Origin of the sequence: Streptomyces sp. NPDC001714 (assembly GCF_042892755.1) — a bacterium.
Taxonomy (GTDB): domain Bacteria; phylum Actinomycetota; class Actinomycetes; order Streptomycetales; family Streptomycetaceae; genus Streptomyces.
Window position 1 is genome coordinate 193,358 of the sequence record NZ_JBIAUL010000017.1, and the last position, 17,399, is coordinate 210,756.

Here is a 17,399-nt window from a genome sequence, read left to right on the forward strand (position 1 = left end):
GGCGTGGTCGACGATCTCACCCGCATCGGACCGCTGCTCAACTGGGACCGGATGAACCGCTTCGGCCGTGGCGCGTGGGCCGGGGCCATCCGCTTCCACGCGGGCCGGTACTGGGTGTACTTCACCGCGATGGTTCACCGTGACCGGAAGGCGGCTCGCGGGACGAGCCTGCGGCCGTGCGCGCGCTCCGCGTCGACGATGCGCAGACGGTCCTCCGCGGTGGTGGGCAGCGGCTTCTCGCAGGACACGGGCTTCCCGGCGGCGATCGCGCTCAGCACGTGCTCGGCGTGGGTGGGGCCCCAGGAGGTGACGAGTACGGCGTCCACGTCGTCCGCCGCGATCAGCCCGGCCCCGTCCGCGAACACCCGGGAGCCCACCCGGGCCGCGCCGCCTCCTCCGCGCGCGGTGTCGATGTCGGTGAGCGCGGTCAGCCGGGCGCCGGTCGCGCTCTCCGTGAGCCGCCGCATGTGTTCCTGACCGATCCAGCCGGCCCCGGGTTCCGGCTCCTCGGTTACGGTCAGCTGGAGGTGGGGAAGGTGAAGCCGGCGGTGACCTGCTGGGCGGGCTGCGGCCAGCGGGTGGTGACCACCTTCGGGCGGGTGTAGAAGCGGATGCCCTCGGGGCCGTGGACGGGGGAGTCGCCGATGAGGGAGTCCTTCCAGCCGCCGAAGGAGTAGTACGACATCGGGACCGGGACGGGGACGTTGATGCCGATCATGCCGACCTTGATCCGGCGCTGGAAGCGGCGGGCGGCCTCGCCGGAGCCGGTGAACAGGGCGGTGCCGTTGCCGTAGGGGTTGGCGTTGATGAGGTCGATGGCCTGGTCGAGGCTGTCGGCGCGGACGATCGCGAGGACCGGGCCGAACAGCTCCTCCTGGTAGGCGTCCATCTCGGTGGTGACGTGGTCGAGGAGGGAGGGGCCGGTGAAGAAGCCCTCTTCGTGGCCGTCGACCTTCAGCCCGCGGCCGTCCACGACCACGGTGGCACCCTGGGCGGCGGCGGTGCCGACCGCGTTCTCCACCCGCTCCTGCGCGGCCCTGGTGACGAGCGGGCCCATGTCGGTGCCGGGCGCGTCACCGGGGCCGACCTTCACCTCGTTCGCCTTGCGCTCCAGGACGGCGACCAGCGCGTCCGCCGCGTCACCCACGGCGACGGCGACCGACACCGCCATGCAGCGCTCGCCCGCGGAGCCGTAGGCGCCGGCGGTGATGTGGTTGGCGGCGAACTCCAGGTCGGCGTCGGGCAGGACGACGGCGTGGTTCTTGGCGCCGCCGAGGGCCTGCACCCGCTTGCCGTGCGAAGTCGCCTGCTCGTGGACGTACTTGGCGATGGGGGTGGAGCCGACGAACGAGACGGCCTCGATGCCCGGGTGGGCGAGGATCGCGTCGACGGCGTCCTTGCCGCCGTGCACGACGTTGAACACGCCGTCCGGCAGGCCGGCCTTCCGGTACAGCTCGGCGACGAAGTTGGCGGCGGAGGGGTCGCGCTCGGACGGCTTGAGGATGAACGTGTTGCCGGTGGCGATGGCGACCGGGTGCATCCACAGCGGCACCATCGCCGGGAAGTTGAACGGCGTGATGCCGGCGACCACGCCGAGGGGCTGGCGGAAGTTGTGGACGTCGACGCCCCGGGAGACCTGGTCGGAGAAGGAGCCTTTGAGGACGTCGCCGAGACCGCAGACGTACTCGACGACCTCACGGCCGCGGACGATCTCGCCGCGGGCGTCGTCGACGGTCTTGCCGTGCTCGGCCGAGATGATCCGGCCGAGCTCCTCCTCGTGCTCGACGAGCAGCTGGCGGAAGGCGAACATGACCTGGACGCGCTGGGAGAGCGAGGAGTCCTGCCAGGTCTCGAACGCGGCGGCCGCGGCCTGGACGGCGGCGTCGACCTCGGCGGCGCCGCCGAGCACGACCCGGGCCTGCTCGGCGCCGGTGGCCGGGTTGAACACCGGGGCGGTGCCGGTGCCCGGGAGCGGCGAGCCGTTGATCCAGTGGGGGATGGTGTGCACGGGATGGGTGTCCTTACAGGTAGTGACGCTGGGCGCGCTTGCGGGTGGCGTAGGTCTCGTGGGCGGCCTGGGTGGAGTCGAGGGCGGAGGTCTGGCTGACGGGGACGTCCCACCAGCCGTGACCGGGCGGGTTGGGGCCGTACAGGTCGGTCTCGACGTGGACGACCGTGGTGCGGGTGGCGGCCTTCGCCTTCTCCATCGCGGAGCGGAACTCCTCGACGGAGGCGGCGTGCAGCACGTCCGCGCCGAGACTGGACGCGTTCGCCGCCAGGTCGACGGGCAGGACGTCGCCGTCGAGATGGCCCGAAGCTCCGTTGCGGTAGCGGTACTCGGTGCCGAAGCGCTGCGAGCCGAGCGACTCCGACAGCGCACCGATCGACGCGAAACCGTGGTTCTGGACCAGCACGACGACGACCTTCAGGCCCTCGGAGACCATGGTGACGATCTCCTGAGCCATCATCAGATAGGAGCCGTCACCGACGAGTACGACCACTTCGCGCGACGGGTCGGCCATCTTCGCGCCGACGCCGGCGGCCACCTCGTAGCCCATGCAGGAGTAGGCGTACTCCACGTGGTAGGCCTTCGGGTCGCGGGCCCGCCACAGTTGCTGCAGGTCGCCGGGCATGGAGCCGGCCGCGTTGATGACCACGGCACGGTCGTCCAGGACGTCGTTGAGCGCGCCCAGGATCTCCGTCTGCGCGGGGAGCGGGCCGTGACCGACGTGGTAGCACGCGTCCTCGATCTCCCGGGTGCGGGCGATGAGTTCACGGGTGCGGCGGCGGTAGGCGGGGGAGACCTCCCAGCCGTCGAGGGCACCGGCGAGGGCCTGGATACCGAGGCGGGCGTCGGCCACCAGCGGCTCCGCCGAGTGCTTGACGGCGTCCAGGCGGGCCACGTTGAGGTTGACGAAGGTGACGTCCGGGTTGCCGAAGACGGTGTGGCTGGCGGTGGTGAAGTCGGAGTAGCGGGTGCCGATGCCGAGGACCACGTCGGCTTCGCGGGCCAGTTCGTTGGCCGCGTACGAGCCCGTCGAGCCGATGCCGCCGACCGCACAGGGGTGGTCCCAGGCGACGGCGCCCTTGCCGGCGTGGGTGTCGGCGACCGGGATGCCGGTGGCCTCGGCGAAGGCGCGCAGCGCGGTCTCGGCGCCGGAGTAGACGGCACCGCCGCCGGCGACGATCAGCGGCTTCCTCGCGTTGCGCAGCAGCGCCGCGGCCCGCTCGACGGCGGGGGGCTCGGGGACCGGGCGGCCGACGTGCCACACCCGGCGGCGGAAGAAGTCGACCGGCCAGTCGTACGCCTCGGCCTGGACGTCCTGCGGGAGCGCCAGCGTCACGGCACCGGTCTCGACCGGGTCGGTCAGCACCCGCATCGCCGCGAGCGCGGCCGGGATCAGCTGCTCCGGGCGCTGGATGCGGTCGAAGTACTTGGAGACGGCGCGGAAGGCGTCGTTGACGGTGACGTCGCCGCCGCGGGTGTCCTCCAGCTGCTGCAGGACGGGGTCGGCGGCGCGGGTGGCGAACATGTCGGAGGGCAGGAGCAGGACGGGCAGGCGGTTGGTGGTGGCCAGCGCCGCACCCGTGATCATGTTCGTGGAGCCCGGACCCGTGGAGGCGGTGCAGGCGAAGGCGGCCAGCCGGTCGCGCATCTTGGCGTAGGCCACCGACGCGTGCACCATGCCCTGTTCGTTGCGGGCCAGGTGATAAGGCAGGTCGGCCTCGCCGGTGGTGGCCGCCTGGAGCAGGGCCTGCCCGATGCCGGCCACGTTGCCGTGGCCGAAGATGCCCCACACGCCGGGGATCAGGCGCTGCTCCTGGCCGTCGCGCTCGCTGTACTGCTGGGCCAGGAAGCGGACCAGGGCCTGGGCGGTGGTCAGTCGTACGGTGTTCATCGGTTCTCTCCGAAGGGCAGCCGGTCGTCCGCGTCCTGGGCGTCCCAGGTGGCGCGGACCCAGCCGTGGGCGGGGTCGTCGCAGATCAGCCAGGCACGGTCCGGCCCGGGGCCGGCCATGACGTTGAGGTGGTAGAGGCCGTAGCCGGGCGCGGCGACCGAGGGGCCGTGCCAGCCGTGCGGGATCAGCACCGCACACCGGAGCGGAGCTCGGCGGGCAGGTCGACCGGCCGCTCGGCCGTGCCTCCCGCGCTCTCGGCTTCGCTCGAGCGGGAGGTGCCCCCATCGCGCTGGTAGCCGAAGCCGTTCTCTCCGGAGACCTCGAAGTAGGCGCCCGGCAGGCAGTGGTTGTCGACCTGCCGCGAGCAGGCCCCGGCAGCGCCGCCGATCACGGCCGCCGACTCGCGGGGGAGGTGGGCGAAGTCGGTGGCCGAGCTGAACACGCCCGTCCGGCCGGTGAGTTCGAAGGTGCCGCCGTCCGTGGTGACGGTGCGCGAGCCCGTCGGCGGCAGCACCAGGAACTCGGACTCCCCGGTGGACAGGGCGTGCGTCTCGCCCGGCCTCAGGGTCAGGATCCTGAGGCCGGAGTATCCCCGGCCCGCCGACTCGGGCGTGACCAGGAGGTCGTAGGGGCCGTCGGCCGAAGTACCGGCCGGGAGACGGTATTCGCTGCTCACAGCAGGCTCACCGCCTTGTCGACGGCGCCGGCGACGTCGCCGCCGGCCGGGTAGAGCAGGGAGCGGCCGACGACCAGGCCCTGCGCGGTGGGCTGCCTGAGGGCCCGGCCCCAGGAGGTGAAGGCGGCATCGGGGTCGGTGACCTCGCCGCCCAGCAGCAGCGCGGGCAGCGTGGAGGCGGCGAGCACGCGTTCCATGTCCTGGACCACCGGCAGCTTCAGCCAGGTGTAGGCGCTGCGCCGGCCGAGACCCGACGCGATGGTGACCGACTTGATCACGGCGTCGGTGGAGAGGTCGTTGCGGATCCGGCCGTCCCGCCACTCGCTCATGAACGGCTCGACCATGGCGATGAGCTGCCGGTCGTTGAGTTCGTCGACCGCGCGGGCGGTGTCCTGGAGAGCCGACGGGGTGGCGGGGTCGGTGAGGGCGATGCGGGTGAGCATCTTGCCGCCGTCGAAGCCCATGGCGGCGATGGTCTCGGCGTCATAGCCGGTGAAGCGGTCGTCGATCTCGAAGACCGATCCGGCGAGTCCGGCGCGGTTCATGGAGCCGAAGACGGTCTTGCCGTCGAGGACGCCGAGCAGGAGCAGGTCCTCGAGGATGTCGGCGGTGCCGAGGACACCGGTCACGCCAGGGCGTTCCAGGGCGGTGCAGAGGCGGTCCAGGAGTTCGAAGCGGTCCGCCATGGCGCTGGGGTCTCCGCCGACCCCGTTGGCGCCGCGGGCGGGGTGGTCGGCGGCGATGATCATCGCCCTGCCGTGCTCGCCCAGCAGCGAGGTCGCCTTCACCCGGCGTGCCGCGGCGGCCGCGACGGCGCCGGGGTCGTGCACCCGGGCGGCCACGATCCGGCTCACGTTGTCGGACAGCACGTCGTCACACCTCTCGGTCGGTGAGGGCGAGGGAGGCCTCGCGGAGCTTCGCGTCGACCTCGGCCTCGGTCGGCATGGCCTCGGAACAGGCCAGCCGGCCCGCGACGATGGCACCGGCGGCGTTGGCGAAGGCCACCGTCCGGCGGGTGTCCCAGGCCGACAGCAGCCCGTGGCACAGCGCGCCCCCGAAGGCGTCACCGGCACCGAGCCCGTTGACCACGTCCACGGGCACGGGCGGGAGCTCGGCGACCGAACCGTCCCGGTCCATCGCGAGGACGCCCTTCGGGCCCTGCTTGACCACGGCCAGCTCCACGCCTGCCGCCAGCAGTGCCTTCGCGGCGGCGTAGGGCTCGCGCTCGCCGGTGGCGACCTCGCACTCGTCGAGGTTGCCGACCGCCACCGTGGTGTGGTGCAGCGCCTGCGCGTAGTACGACTGCGCCTGGGCCGGGTCCCGCCAGAACATCGGCCGCCAGTCCAGGTCGAAGACCGTGGTACCCGTCTTGGCCCGGTGCGCCAGGGCGGCCAGGGTCGCCGAGCGGCTCGGCTCCTCGCTCAGGCCGGTGCCGGTGATCCAGAAGATCCCCGCGTCCCGCACCGCCGCCAGGTCCAGATCGTCCGGCTGAATGTCCAGGTCCGGGGCCTTGGGCAGGCGGTAGAAGTACAGCGGGAAGTCGTCCGGAGGGAAGATCTCGCAGAACGTCACCGGTGTCGGAGCGATGTCCGACGTACCGACGAAGCGGGGGTCGACGCCGTAGCCGTCGAGGGCCGTGCGGACGAAGTCGCCGAAGGGGTCCCGGCCGGTCTTGGTGATCACCGCGGCGGGGCGGCCGTACGGGGCCGCCGCGACCGCGACGTTGGTGGGGCTGCCGCCCAGGTACTTCCCGAACGAGGTGACCTCCGCCAGCCCCACGCCCGTCTGGAGCGGATACACGTCCACCCCGACCCGGCCCATGGTCAGCACTTCGTACGGCATCCCGCTGGTTCCCTTCGCTCCGGAGACCCCGGCATCGCGGCGCGGTGCAGGACCGCGCCAGACTTAGAGCGCTTTGGAAGCACGCTTCAGTCGAGTACGATGCCGTCCCGTATATGTCATGTCAATAGGTTGTTATGACGAGGCTGTCGCGTACGCGCCGATCGTCTCCCGCATGAACAGGGAGGACTCCCTCGCCTTCTCCTCCCAGGCGAACACGCACGCCGTCAGGGTGCCGGCGAAGCCGTTCGCGCGGAGATCGCGGAAGAGTTCGCCGAAGGCGTCGGCGAGGTGGACGTGGGTGAGGAGGTCGCCCGCGTGCTTGATGACGCCGGGGGCGCCGGGTCCGTGCGAAGGGGCGCCGTAGCCGCGCGGCCGACCGCCGTCGCGCGCCTCGCCGGCGACGGCAGGTGTGCGGCTCACCGGCGGCGGTCGCGTCCGGTCCGCCGGGCCCGACCCGGGAGGGACGCCGGTCAGAGCGGCTCGAACCCCGGGGCGACCGGACCCGCCTCGCCGAGCTCCGCCAGTTCGTCGAGGTCCTCCTGCTCGAGGAACTCCAAGGCCTCCGGGTCGATGCCGTGCTCCGGGTCCACGTCGCACAGTCGCTTGACGAACCGGAGCACGAATTCGGTGAACGATCCGTCGAAGACCTCGGGGTCGGCCCCGTTGATGTTGGTGACGACCTTCCAGCGGTCCGGCTCCGGGGCGCACGGCCAGAAGAAGTGCTCGTCGCCCGAGTAGTCGTAGCCCCAGGAGACGAGGCCGCCCGGTTCGGGATGGAACCGGAACGGATACGCGTCCGGGTCGCCGCGCCACGACCGGCCGAACGAGTCGTGGATCTTCCGCATCCGCGCAAGCAGCGGACTGGAACCCCGTGGATGGAAGACGACCAGCTCGCCGCAGATCACGCCCGTGCCATAGGCGTCCAGAAACGCCTTGAAGTCGCGGGGCAGCGCCGAGCCGACGTAGTCCTCCACCTCGGCCCAGTCCTCCGGCGACGATTCTCGCGCCGGAGGCGGGCCGAACAACGCCACGAGATCATCCAACCCGGCCATGCGTCCCACCCCGCTTGATCGTCCGTCCCCGGCAGCCAACCTAGTCCGGCGCTGGTACAGCGGGCCACTTCACCGGCCGGCCGTGCGGAGCCTTCGCCGCAGAGGCGGCGGCGCCGGACGGTGTCCTCGAAGAGAGTGCCGACGTGTCCTGACGTCGGACCAGGGCAGGAACTCGATCCCGAGGCGGGTGCCCACGGCGTCCAGCAGATCCTCGGTGTCCATGTCGCTCGTCGTCCCTCGTCCCTGGTGTCTTCCGGGATCTCCTGGCTGCGTCGACGGCGCGGCCGTGCGGGGCTACGCGGCGCCGCGCAGTACCGAGCGCAGGTGCTCGGCGCTGGCCCACACGTCCTCGACCGGGCCCTTCTCCTTGGGTTCCGCGGTGAGGATGGTGTCCTGTTCGAGGACGTACCAGCCGTCGTAGCCGCGGCTGGTGAGGTGGGTGACGATGGCCTGGACGTCGACGTCGCCGGCGCCCAGCGGGCGGTACATGCCGGCGCGGACGGCGTCGGTGTAGGTGAGGCGGCCGGACTGGACCTTGGCGGCGAGGGTGGCGTCCACGTCCTTCATGTGGGTGTGGGCGATGCGTTCCGGGGCCTGCCGGGTGAGTTCGGCGGGGTCCGTGCCGCCGATGAGCAGGTGGCCGGTGTCCAGGCAGAGGGAGATCGACGAGTCCTCCAGGACGCGGCGGACCTCGTCGCCGTTCTCGATCATCGTGCCGACGTGCGGATGCAGGACGGCGCGTACGCCGCGTTCGGCGGCGAGTGCGGTGAGCCGGTCGAGGTTGGACAGGAGCAGTTTCCAGCCGTCGGCGTCGAGTTCGGGGCGGGAGTCGTAGCCGTCCTGGCCGGTGATGGCGGACAGGACGAGCACCTCGGCGTCGGAGGCGGCGTAGTTCGCCAGGAGCTGTTCCGCCTCGGGCAGGGGGTCGTGGCCGGGGACGTGGAGCAGGAGCGGCGTGAAGCCGCCGACGGCGTGCAGGTCGTGGTCGGCCAGGACGCGGGCCATCGCCTCGGGGGCGGCGGGCAGGAAGCCGTCGGGGCCGAACTCGGTGGCCGCCAAACCGACCTCCCGCATCTCCCTCAGCACCCGCTCGGGCGTCAACTGGTAGCCCCATCCGGGCACTTCGCACACGCCCCAGGAAATGGGCGCGCCGGCGATCCGGTTCTGCTGCGGGGTGGTCATGCCGTGGCCTTTCGGTGGTTCCAGTGGGGGCCGGCGACGCCGCGGGCGGCGTCGAAGAGGACCGGAGTCGTCGCCCGGCGCGCCCTCCCCGTCAGGTGGCGGGTGCGGACGGCGTCCGGGTGGTCGAAGAGCGGATGGTGGACGGCCGTTCCGGCGGCCGAGGGGCGGTCCGGCTCCAGGACGGCCAGGCAGCCCCAGCCGCAGCCGACGGGGATCGCTCCCGGCACGGGTGGGCGCGTGGCGCGCTGCGCGGCCGCTCGTGGACGGGTGTCCGGCACCGCGTCGCGGCTCCGCGTCCGGCCGCCGATCAGCAACTCCACGGGCGCCATCGCCCTCTCCGTTCAGGAAACCGTCAGAGCAGGGCCGTGGCCGAGGCGCCGATCAGGGGCGCACGGCCGACGGCCAGGCCGTTCACGTGGTCGTAACGCTAGGGTCGGCAATGGATTTGGTGAAGCCCTCGGATCCATCAATTGGCCGTCATCGGGACCGTCATTTGCCCGTCATCGCACGGGTGCCGGCATCGCCGGCGCCACCCCGTCGAAGACCCGGCGGCGGCCGATCCCGTCCGGGCCACGGGGACGGGTCGGGTCGGACGGCAGGCGGTGACCTTGCGGGCCTTCTATCTCCAACCCGTGTTGTTCCTAGAATGGCCGGGTGAACGACATCGACGCGATCGCGGCGTTGCAGGATCCGGTGCGGCGCCGACTGTACGAATACGTGGCCGCGCAGGGCCGCGAGGTCGGCCGTAACGAGGCCGCCGAGGCGACCGGGGTGGCGCGCACGCTCGCCGCGCACCATCTGGACAGGCTGGCCGAGGCCGGCCTGCTCGACACCGGCAGCCGGCGGCTGACCGGGCGCTCGGGGCCGGGCGCGGGCCGGCCGGCCAAGGTGTACACCCGGGCCCGGGAGGAGCGAGCGGTGTCGCTGCCCGCCCGCGACTACCGCACCGCCGCCGAACTGCTCGCCGAGGCCGCCGAGCAGGCGGGGCTGGACGCCGGGCTGTGCGCGGCCGCACGCCGCCGCGGCGAGGCCCTGCGCGGCTCGGCGGCGCCCTGCGGAAGCCTCGAAGAAGCCATGGGGACGCTCGCGGCCCGAGGCTACGAACCGCACCTGGAGGCCGCCGGGGGCGCCGAGGGCGCTGCGGATGCCGAGGGTGCGACCGGGGCGACCCCGGCTGTCGTCCGTATGCGCAACTGCCCCTTCCATGCCGTCGCCGAACGCTTCCCGCCGCTCGTCTGCGGCATGAACCTCGCGCTGGTGGAGGGGCTGCTCGGCACCGACGGCCCGGTCCGGGCCCGTATGGCCGCACGGCCGGGCGAGTGCTGCGTGGTGGTGGAGGCCGTGGCGGCCGCTGACGAAGAACTCTAAAAACAACGGTGATTGACATAGAAGGGGGTGCGTGCTGGTATGAGGCCATGACCGCATCCGCGCACGCAGCCCACCTCGCCCAGCTGAATGTCGCCACGCTCCGCTTCCCCCTCGACGACCCGCGCATGGCGCCCTTCGTCGACCTGCTCGACACGGTCAACGCCGCTGCCGACGGCGCGCCCGGCTTCGTGTGGCGGCTCGTGGAGGACGGAGCGGCCGACGCCACCGCGCTGCGCCCGGCGGGCGAGGACGTCATCGTCAACCTGACGGTCTGGGAGACCCAGGAGGCGCTGTGGGGCTTCACCTACCGCAGTGAGCACCTGGACGTGATGCGGCGCCGGCGCGAGTGGTTCGAGCGGCACGTCGAGGCGCATCTGGTGCTCTGGTGGGTCCCCGCCGGTCACCTCCCGACCACCGACGAGGCCCTGGAACGGCTGGCCGACCTGCGCGCGCACGGACCGTCCGCGCGCGCCTTCACCTTCGCCTCCTCCCACTCCGCGGACGAGGCCGCCCTCGCACCGCGCCCGGTCCCGGACGTCGGTACCGCTCCCGCCGGGCGCGGGTGAGGGGCGTACGCCCGCGCGCGTGCGGCGGACGCCCCTCACCGTGGCTCACGATGCCCGGCCGGTCTCGACGGCCGGCCGCGTCGGGTGTCCGTGCCCGTGCCGGTGAGGTCGGTGCGGCTGGCCCTGCCCAGCAAAGCCGGGCACGCCATCGTCACCCGGCAGAACGCGGCGATGATCGCGGAGATCGGCGGCCTGCCGGACGTCGTCCGGATCGCCGGCGTCACCGGCCTCCCGTTTCGGCCGCGGCGTCAGGGAGGTCGGCCGTATGGTCCTGGCCGAAGTCGGCCGACCTGCTCACCGGCTCCCAGGCGGCCGCCTCCGCCAGCTGGCCGTGGGAGTAGTCCTGGGCCATCCGCACGGCATCGGCGCCCAGGATCAGGTGGGAGGGGAGCTCCGGCCGCTTCACGACCCTGACCAGGATCTCCCCGGCGCGCCTCGGGTCGCCGGCCGGGGTCGCCGCTCCGCCGAACATGCGGACCAGCTCGCCGACCGTCGGGTCGTACTCCGGGGCGACCTCGGGGATCTGCATCGACGGGCCCGCCCAGTCGGTGGCGAAGCCGCCCGGCTCCACGACCAGGTAGCGGATGCCGAAGGGCGCGGTCTCGGCAGCCAGGACGCGGGTGAAACCGTCGACGGCGAACTTGGCGGCCTGGTACGACCCGAGGCCCGGCGTCCCGCCGACCCGGCCGCCGATGGAGGAGAACTGCACCACGGTGCCGCCTCCTTGCGCCCTGAGGACGGGGAGCGCGGCCGTGGAGACGTTGTAGACGCCCCAGAAATTGGTGTCGAACTGGCGGCGGAAGTCGTCCTCGGCGGTGGTCTCGACCGCGCCGAGGTTGGCGTACCCGGCGTTGTTGACCACGACGTCGACCCGGCCGAACCGGTCGACGGCCGCCCGCAGGCCGGCCACCGCGGCCGGCCGGTCGGTGACGTCGAGTGCGACGGGCAGTACGCGGTCGCCGTACTTCTGTACGAGGTCGTCGAGTTGTTCGGGCCTGCGAGCCGTGGCGACGACGTTGTCGCCGGCCTCCAGTGCCGCGATCGCGAGGTTGCGGCCGAAGCCGCGGGACGAGCCGGTGACGAACCAGGTGTGGGTACTCATGCTGATAGCAAAACACGGTTGCGGTATTAGTGCAACCTGGTTGTGTTAACGCTGGGTGGCGGTGTCCGGGAGCGTGGTGGACGAAGCGGTGCGTGGCCGGGAGCAGAGGCAGGGGCAGGGGTCGGGGGACGGGGCAGGCGATGCCGAGGTCACGGGCGGCCCGCGCGTCGGAGAGCCCGGGGTGGCGGACGGGAGGGGCGGAAGACAGGGTGCCGCGGGGCGTCTCGTCGGGTCAGACGGCCTTGACGGGCGGGTAGACCGGCTGCCACACGGCGGCCCTGATCCGCTTCTCGACGGAGTCGTCGACGGTCGTGCCGGCCACCCCGTCGGCGGCCGCGGCGCGGGCCACCGCCACGGCGACCGCCACCGAGGTCTCGCGCAGCTGGTCGGTGAGGGGCAGGATCGGCGCGCCGGGGCCGTCGGCGTCGGTCTGCCCGGCGACGGCGTGCGCGGCGGCGACCAGCATGCCGTCGGTGACCCGGGTGGCCCGGGCGACGATCGCACCGAGGCCGAGGCCCGGGAAGACCAGCGCGTTGTTGGCCTGCCCGATCAGGTACCGCACCCCGTCCCGCTCGACTGGGCGGAACGGGCTGCCGGTGGCGATCAGCGCGCGGCCGTCGGTCCAGGCCAGCAGGTCGGCGGGGACCGCCTCGGCCAGGTCCGTCGGGTTGGACATCGGCAGGATGATCGGCCGCTCGGCGTGGCCGGCCATCGTACGGACGATCTCCTCGGTGAAGGAGCCGCCCTGCCCGGAGGTGCCGATCAGGACCGTCGGCCGGACCCGTGCCACGACCTCGGCCAGCGCGATGCCGCCCACCTTCTCGTCCCGCTGCCAGTCGGCGACCTCGGCGGCCGGCCGGGCGTAGCGGACCTGGAAGTCGCGCAGGTCCTGCTGGTCATCGGTGAGCAGGCCGTAGCGGTCGACGCCGAAGATGCGCGCGGTGGCCTCCCCGGCGGTCCGCCCGTCGGCGACCATGGCGTCCCGCAGCTGGTCGGCGATGCCGATGCCGGCGGTACCCGCGCCGAAGATCACGACCCGGTGGTCGCGCAGCGGGATCCCGCTGGCCTTCACGCCGGAGAGCACGGCGGCGAGGTTGACGGCACCGGTGCCCTGGACGTCGTCGTTGAAGGTGAACTCGGTCGGGCGGTAACGCTCCAGGATGCGGCGGGCGTTGGCGGGACCGAAGTCCTCCCAGTGCAGCAGGGCGTGCGGGAAGAGCCGGCGGGCGGTGGTGACGTAGGCGTCGATGAAGGCGTCGTATGTCTCCCGGTCCACGCGCGGGTGCCGGTTGCCCAGGTAGAGCGGGTTGTCGAGGAGTTCCTGGCGGTTGGTGCCGACGTCCAGCATGACCGCGAGGGTGCGGTTCGGGTCGATGCCGGCGGCGGCGGTGTAGACGGCGAGCTTGCCGACCGAGATGTCGATGCCGCCCACCCCCCAGTCGCCGATGCCCAGGATCGCCTCGCCGTCCGTGGCGACGATCAGGTCCACGTCGTCGGGGCCGAGGCCGGCGGCCGTCAGCGCGCCCTCGATCTCCTCCGGGGCGTCCACCGACAGGTACACGCCGGCCGGGCGTCGGTACTCGTTGCTGTAGCGCTGGATCGCCCTGCCGACGGTGGGGGTGTAGACGATGGGCAGCATCTCGTCGAGGTGGTCGCAGAGCAGGCGGTAGAAGAGCACCTGGTTGCGGTCGTGCAGCGCGGTGAGGTTGACGTTCTTGGCCAGGTCGGTCGGCTGCGCCGCGTACTGCTGGTACGCCCGCTCGGCCTGCTGCTCCAGGGTCAGCACCGCCGGTGGCACCAGGCCCACCAGGCCCAGCATCCGCCGCTCCTCGGGAGTGAAGGCGGTGCCGCGGTTGAGGCGGGGCTGGGAGAGCACGGCACGGCCGCGGGCGGTGGTCTCGATGCGTCCTTCGCCGGCGTTCCACTGGGTCGTCATGATCGGCTCCTTGCCGTTTCCGTATCGCTTCCAGGATCGCGTGCGGGACGCTCCCCGTCGCTCCCGGTCGCTCCCGGTCGCCGCCGGGGAACCGGTCAGCCGTGCCGGGCCGTGGCGTAGGCGCGTTCCAGTTCCGCGACCGTGCCGAGGAGGCCGGCACCCTGCAGCCGGTGCAGGGTCTCGGTGGCGAGGCGCCGAGGGTGGTCCAGAGGTCGGCGAGCGGCTCGCGGAGCGCCTCGCCGCCGGCGGTGAGCGAGACGATGAAGGCCCGGCGGTCGTGCTCGGCGCGGGCCCGGGCGGCCAGCCCGGCGTCCGCCATGCGGCGGATCGACCGCGAGAGCGTGGAGTGGTCGAGCGCGTACTGGAACCCGTGGGCGTTCCTGAAGGCGCTGGGGGGCGAGAGTTTCTGACTGCCGCTCGGCAGCGCGCGCGAGGAGCGCCGGGATTGCCCCCGGCCGAAGGCTGGGGGAGGAACCGCGGCGACCAGCCGCGACGGCGCCGCGGACGAACGACTGCGCATCGCGGCACTTCCAGTGGAGCGCTTACGCCGCCGGCCGGATCAGCCCCGACTCGTAGGCGAAGGCCACCGCCTGCACCCGGGCGCGGGCGCCGATCTTCGCGAGGACGTTGCTGACGTGGGTCTTCACGGTGGTCGGGGCGATGGACAGCCACTGTGCGATCTCGGCGTTGGTCCACCCGGAGGCCACCGCGATCAGGACGTCGCGTTCGCGCCCGGTGAGGGCGCCGAGTCCCGAGGTGCGGGGGAGGGGGCGGACGGTGTGCTGCAGGCGCACGGCGTCGATCAGCGCGCGGGTCAGGCCGGGCGTGATGACGGCGTCGCCGGCGGCCACCACCCGGATGGCCGCGGTCAGTTCGGCAGGGTCGGCGTCGTTGAGCAGGAAGCCGCCGGCGCCCGCCCGCAGGGCCGCCCAGGCGTCCGCCTCCTGCCCGGCCTGGGTCAGCATCAGGACTCGGGAGGTGCGGGAGGCGGTCGCCGCCTCGCCGGTGAAGCCCGGGGAGGGGGTGCGGGTCCGGGCGGCGGGGCGGGCGATGCGCCGGATGGTGTCGATGGCGTCCGCCGGGGACAGCAGGCTGTCCATGAGGACGACGTCGGGGCGGAGCGCGGCGCTCGCACGGATCGCCTCGTCCCCGTCCGCCGCCTCCCCGACGACCGTCAGTCCGGGCTCGGCGGTGAGGAGCATGCGCAGAGCGAGGCGCTGGAGGGATTGGTCGTTGACGACGAGTACGGAGACCGTGCCTGTCTTCTCCATGCGAGGTCCGTTCCCTGAACGAAACTGTTTCGTTCACATAGTACGCCTGGAGTCGCCGTACCGGGAGAGGGGGGTCCGACTACTTGGCCCGGACCAGTCCGGCGTCGTACGCCGTGATCACGGCCTGGATCCGGTCGCGCGCCCCGATCTTGGCGAGGACCCGGCCCCCGCGCTTCTTCACGGTCGACTCGGTGAGGACCAGGCGCTCGGCGATCTCGGTGTTGTTCCAGCCCCGGCCGATGGCCACCAGCGCCTCACGCTCGCGGTCGGTCAGCGAGCGCAGCCGGGGGTCCTCGGCGGGGGAAGCGGGCGCCGGGACCCGGTGGGCGTAGGCGTCCAGGAGGCGCCGGGTCGGCGAGGGGGCCACCACGGCGTCGCCGCTCGCCACCGCGTGGATGCCCGCGGCCGGCTCCTCCGGGCGGGCGTCCTTGAGCCGGAAGCCGCCGGCCCCGGCGCGCAACCCGTCGTACGCGTACTCGTCGAGGTCGAAGGTGGTCACGATGAGGACGCGGGTGCGGCCGCCGGTGGCGACGATCCGCCGGGTCGCCTCCAGGCCGTCCATGCCGGGCATCCGGATGTCCATGGGGACGACGTCGGGACTCAGTTCGGCCCGGGGGAATCTTCGGCGGGGGAGTGGTGCCGGGGTACCAGGGCGATGTCCTCACCGCGGTGGACGGCGGGCCGACCGCCCCTCGACGGAGCTGCCCCGGCGGGGCGAGAAAAGTGTTATCCCGGAACCCTGTACTCCGTCTCCACCCTGTGATCCCCGACATTGCCAAGGCCACCGCCCGTGCTGAGAGGGTGCGGTCATGAGGATGGACCTGCAGGGGGCGCGGCAGTGGCGGGCCACGGTCGCGGCCGCGCAGGCCGGCGACCGGCGTGCGCTGGACGAACTGGTCGAGGGCTGGCTGCCGTTGGTGTACAACGTGGTCGGCCGTGCCCTCAACGGGCACGCCGATGTCGACGACGTCGTCCAGGAGACCATGCTGCGCGCCGTCGACAACCTCGGCACGCTGCGCGACCCGGACAGCTTCCGGTCCTGGCTGGTGGCCATCGCCATGCGGCAGATCCGGGACCGGGCACGCCGCAGGCAGGACCGGAAACTGGACGAGGCGGTCCCGGACGGCACCGCCGACTTCGCCGAACTCACCGTGTTGCGGCTCCAGTTGGAGGGCCAGCGGCGGGAGGTCGCGGAGGCCGTGCGCTGGCTGGACGCCGAGGACCGGCAGCTGGTGTCGCTGTGGTGGCTGGAGGTCTCCGGCGAACTCACCCGGCGCGAACTGGCGGCGGCCGTCGGCATCAGCCGGCAGCACGCCGCCGTCCGGGTCCAGCGGATGAAGGAGCGGCTGGAGACCTCGCGCGGCATCGTGCGCGCACTGGACGGGGCCTGCCCCGAGCTGCGCGAGCTGACCGGCCGCTGGGACGGGCGGCCCGACTCCGTCTGGCGCAAGCGGCTGGCCCGGCACATCCGCGGCTGCGGCTACTGCGGTGACGCCCGCGACTCCGTCGTGCCGGCCGAACGGCTGCTGGTCGGGATCGCCCTGGTGCCGGTCCCGGCCGGTTTCACGCTGTCGCTGGTGCTCGGCGGGAAGACGGCGGCCGCGGCCACCTCCGTCGGCTGGTCGGCGAAGGTGCTCGGCGCGCTGACCAAGCCGGCCGTGGCCGTGACGGCGGGAGCGACGATGGTGGCGGGGGGCGCCTACGTCGTCGTACAGACGCCGCACGACCCCGCACCGCGGACCGCGGTGTCGCCGACGGCGGCCGTCTCGCGCGCGGTACCGCGGGCGCCGGTGACCACTTCCCCGCCGGCCCCTTCCCCTTCGCCGTCCCCGTCGGCTTCGGCGAGCGCGGCGGTCTACGGCTCGGTCGTCGACGCGGCCGACACGGCGCCGGCCCCGGACGCGAAGCCGGGTGCGCTGCCGCACCGGCCGGAGGGCGGGATCACCAGCAGCGGCGGGGCGCACGCCGTGCTGAACCACCGCGGCGACAGCGTGACGCTCAGTGGACAGGGCTATGTGCTGGTCCGCTGGCAGATCTCACCTCAGTACCGGGCCGGGAGTCTGGTCATGCCGTCCTGGACCGGCCTGAAGGGGAAGATCTTCCACGTGGCGTCGGGGGGTGGGCGGCGCATGGACGACCGGGTGAGTGCGACGGACGGTTCCGCGACGGGGATGGGAAGCTCCTCGACCGGGTATGACGTGCTGCCGGCCGGCGCTCAGCAGATGTGGCAGAACGAGTACTACTACGTCGACGGCAGCGTGACCTTCACGGTGAACGAACGCGGGGCCGACTACGGGGTGAGTGTCTTTCCGTCGTCGTGGGACGCGGCGGAGAAGGACGTGCTGTACGGGCCTGCGGAGGGGGCGATCCGGTACGGGAAGGTGCGGGACGACGGGACGGATGCGGCGCCGGTTCCGCAGTATGTGACGCGGTCGGTGCCGAGTGATCCGGCGACGGTGGCGCAGAGGTCGCGGGTCTAGTGCGGGCCGGTGGGGGCTGGTCGCG

At 72.9% G+C, this 17,399-nt stretch carries 14 protein-coding genes and 4 pseudogenes; 3 read left to right on the forward strand and 15 right to left on the reverse strand.

Annotation, left to right across the window (positions count from 1 at the left end):
- Positions 1-161: 161 nt before the first annotated feature.
- The 10 genes and pseudogenes from ACFY0P_RS37390 to ACFY0P_RS37435 all read right to left on the reverse strand — a co-directional run.
- A pseudogene (locus tag ACFY0P_RS37390) lies at positions 162-521 on the reverse strand (Gfo/Idh/MocA family protein); the annotation flags it as partial.
- Entirely contained in the window at positions 518-2,008 is a 1,491-nt protein-coding gene (locus ACFY0P_RS37395; RefSeq protein WP_388923707.1) for a CoA-acylating methylmalonate-semialdehyde dehydrogenase, read from the reverse strand. The gene ACFY0P_RS37395 and the pseudogene ACFY0P_RS37390, both read right to left, overlap by 4 nt.
- Before the next feature lie 13 nt (positions 2,009-2,021).
- Positions 2,022-3,899 carry a 3D-(3,5/4)-trihydroxycyclohexane-1,2-dione acylhydrolase (decyclizing) gene (gene iolD, locus ACFY0P_RS37400; protein WP_388923710.1) on the reverse strand — a complete coding sequence of 626 codons (1,878 nt, stop codon included), beginning with the start codon at positions 3,897-3,899 and terminating at the stop codon, positions 2,022-2,024.
- Positions 3,896-4,575 (reverse strand): annotated as a pseudogene (locus ACFY0P_RS37405) (5-deoxy-glucuronate isomerase). The gene iolD and the pseudogene ACFY0P_RS37405 overlap by 4 nt, the downstream one beginning before the upstream one ends.
- Positions 4,572-5,444: an aldolase gene (locus ACFY0P_RS37410; protein WP_388923713.1), complete on the reverse strand. Its 873-nt coding sequence runs from the start codon at positions 5,442-5,444 to the stop codon at positions 4,572-4,574. The pseudogene ACFY0P_RS37405 and the gene ACFY0P_RS37410 overlap by 4 nt, the downstream one beginning before the upstream one ends.
- 4 nt (positions 5,445-5,448) lie before the next feature.
- Complete coding sequence (gene iolC, locus ACFY0P_RS37415; RefSeq protein WP_388923715.1) at positions 5,449-6,417, reverse strand: 5-dehydro-2-deoxygluconokinase; 969 nt, start codon at positions 6,415-6,417, stop codon at positions 5,449-5,451.
- Positions 6,418-6,549: 132 nt separating this feature from the next.
- Positions 6,550-6,837, reverse strand: coding sequence for a hypothetical protein (locus ACFY0P_RS37420; protein ID WP_388923718.1), 288 nt, complete (start codon positions 6,835-6,837; stop codon positions 6,550-6,552).
- A gap of 50 nt (positions 6,838-6,887) precedes the next feature.
- Complete coding sequence (locus ACFY0P_RS37425) at positions 6,888-7,469, reverse strand: hypothetical protein (protein ID WP_388923721.1); 582 nt, start codon at positions 7,467-7,469, stop codon at positions 6,888-6,890.
- Positions 7,470-7,763: 294 nt separating this feature from the next.
- The gene (locus tag ACFY0P_RS37430; protein WP_388923724.1) at positions 7,764-8,651 is read right to left on the reverse strand and encodes a sugar phosphate isomerase/epimerase family protein; all 888 of its coding nucleotides are present in this window, start codon (positions 8,649-8,651) and stop codon (positions 7,764-7,766) included.
- Positions 8,648-8,980, reverse strand: coding sequence for a hypothetical protein (locus ACFY0P_RS37435; RefSeq protein WP_388923726.1), 333 nt, complete (start codon positions 8,978-8,980; stop codon positions 8,648-8,650). The genes ACFY0P_RS37430 and ACFY0P_RS37435 overlap by 4 nt, the downstream gene beginning before the upstream one ends.
- 325 nt (positions 8,981-9,305) lie before the next feature.
- On the opposite strand from ACFY0P_RS37435, the gene ACFY0P_RS37440 reads away from it, so the two are divergent.
- On the forward strand, positions 9,306-10,019 hold the full coding sequence (locus tag ACFY0P_RS37440) for a helix-turn-helix transcriptional regulator (RefSeq protein WP_388923729.1): 714 nt from the start codon (positions 9,306-9,308) through the stop codon (positions 10,017-10,019).
- Positions 10,020-10,066: 47 nt separating this feature from the next.
- Positions 10,067-10,585, forward strand: coding sequence for a DUF3291 domain-containing protein (locus tag ACFY0P_RS37445; RefSeq protein WP_388923732.1), 519 nt, complete (start codon positions 10,067-10,069; stop codon positions 10,583-10,585).
- A gap of 220 nt (positions 10,586-10,805) precedes the next feature.
- Here ACFY0P_RS37445 and ACFY0P_RS37450 read toward each other — a convergent pair whose 3' ends face one another.
- From ACFY0P_RS37450 to ACFY0P_RS37470, 5 genes and pseudogenes are all read right to left on the reverse strand, one after another.
- A complete protein-coding gene (locus ACFY0P_RS37450; RefSeq protein WP_388923735.1) occupies positions 10,806-11,687 on the reverse strand; it encodes an SDR family NAD(P)-dependent oxidoreductase in 882 nt (293 codons plus the stop codon).
- A gap of 232 nt (positions 11,688-11,919) precedes the next feature.
- The gene (locus ACFY0P_RS37455; RefSeq protein WP_388923737.1) at positions 11,920-13,623 is read right to left on the reverse strand and encodes an NAD-dependent malic enzyme; all 1,704 of its coding nucleotides are present in this window, start codon (positions 13,621-13,623) and stop codon (positions 11,920-11,922) included.
- Between the two features lie 298 nt (positions 13,624-13,921).
- Positions 13,922-14,143: pseudogene (locus tag ACFY0P_RS37460) on the reverse strand (hypothetical protein); the annotation flags it as partial.
- A gap of 22 nt (positions 14,144-14,165) precedes the next feature.
- The gene (locus tag ACFY0P_RS37465; RefSeq protein ID WP_388923739.1) at positions 14,166-14,894 is read right to left on the reverse strand and encodes a LuxR C-terminal-related transcriptional regulator; all 729 of its coding nucleotides are present in this window, start codon (positions 14,892-14,894) and stop codon (positions 14,166-14,168) included.
- Between the two features lie 79 nt (positions 14,895-14,973).
- Positions 14,974-15,504, reverse strand: a pseudogene (locus ACFY0P_RS37470) (response regulator); the annotation flags it as partial.
- Positions 15,505-15,703: 199 nt separating this feature from the next.
- Between ACFY0P_RS37470 and ACFY0P_RS37475 the strand changes: the two are divergent.
- A complete protein-coding gene (locus tag ACFY0P_RS37475) occupies positions 15,704-17,374 on the forward strand; it encodes an RNA polymerase sigma factor (RefSeq protein WP_388923742.1) in 1,671 nt (556 codons plus the stop codon).
- Positions 17,375-17,399: the final 25 nt, after the last annotated feature.

What these genes read in the sequence shown, in the direction of transcription:
- iolD (WP_388923710.1), bottom strand. Translation starts at nt 3,899, where the DNA reads ATGAACACCGTACGACTGACCACCGCCCAGGCCCTGGTCCGCTTCCTG.
- iolC (WP_388923715.1), bottom strand. Translation starts at nt 6,417, where the DNA reads ATGCCGTACGAAGTGCTGACCATGGGCCGGGTCGGGGTGGACGTGTAT.
- ACFY0P_RS37425 (WP_388923721.1), bottom strand. Translation starts at nt 7,469, where the DNA reads ATGGCCGGGTTGGATGATCTCGTGGCGTTGTTCGGCCCGCCTCCGGCG.
- ACFY0P_RS37430 (WP_388923724.1), bottom strand. Translation starts at nt 8,651, where the DNA reads ATGACCACCCCGCAGCAGAACCGGATCGCCGGCGCGCCCATTTCCTGG.
- ACFY0P_RS37435 (WP_388923726.1), bottom strand. Translation starts at nt 8,980, where the DNA reads ATGGCGCCCGTGGAGTTGCTGATCGGCGGCCGGACGCGGAGCCGCGAC.
- ACFY0P_RS37445 (WP_388923732.1), top strand. Translation starts at nt 10,067, where the DNA reads ATGACCGCATCCGCGCACGCAGCCCACCTCGCCCAGCTGAATGTCGCC.
- ACFY0P_RS37450 (WP_388923735.1), bottom strand. Translation starts at nt 11,687, where the DNA reads ATGAGTACCCACACCTGGTTCGTCACCGGCTCGTCCCGCGGCTTCGGC.
- ACFY0P_RS37455 (WP_388923737.1), bottom strand. Translation starts at nt 13,623, where the DNA reads ATGACGACCCAGTGGAACGCCGGCGAAGGACGCATCGAGACCACCGCC.
- ACFY0P_RS37465 (WP_388923739.1), bottom strand. Translation starts at nt 14,894, where the DNA reads ATGGAGAAGACAGGCACGGTCTCCGTACTCGTCGTCAACGACCAATCC.
- ACFY0P_RS37475 (WP_388923742.1), top strand. Translation starts at nt 15,704, where the DNA reads ATGAGGATGGACCTGCAGGGGGCGCGGCAGTGGCGGGCCACGGTCGCG.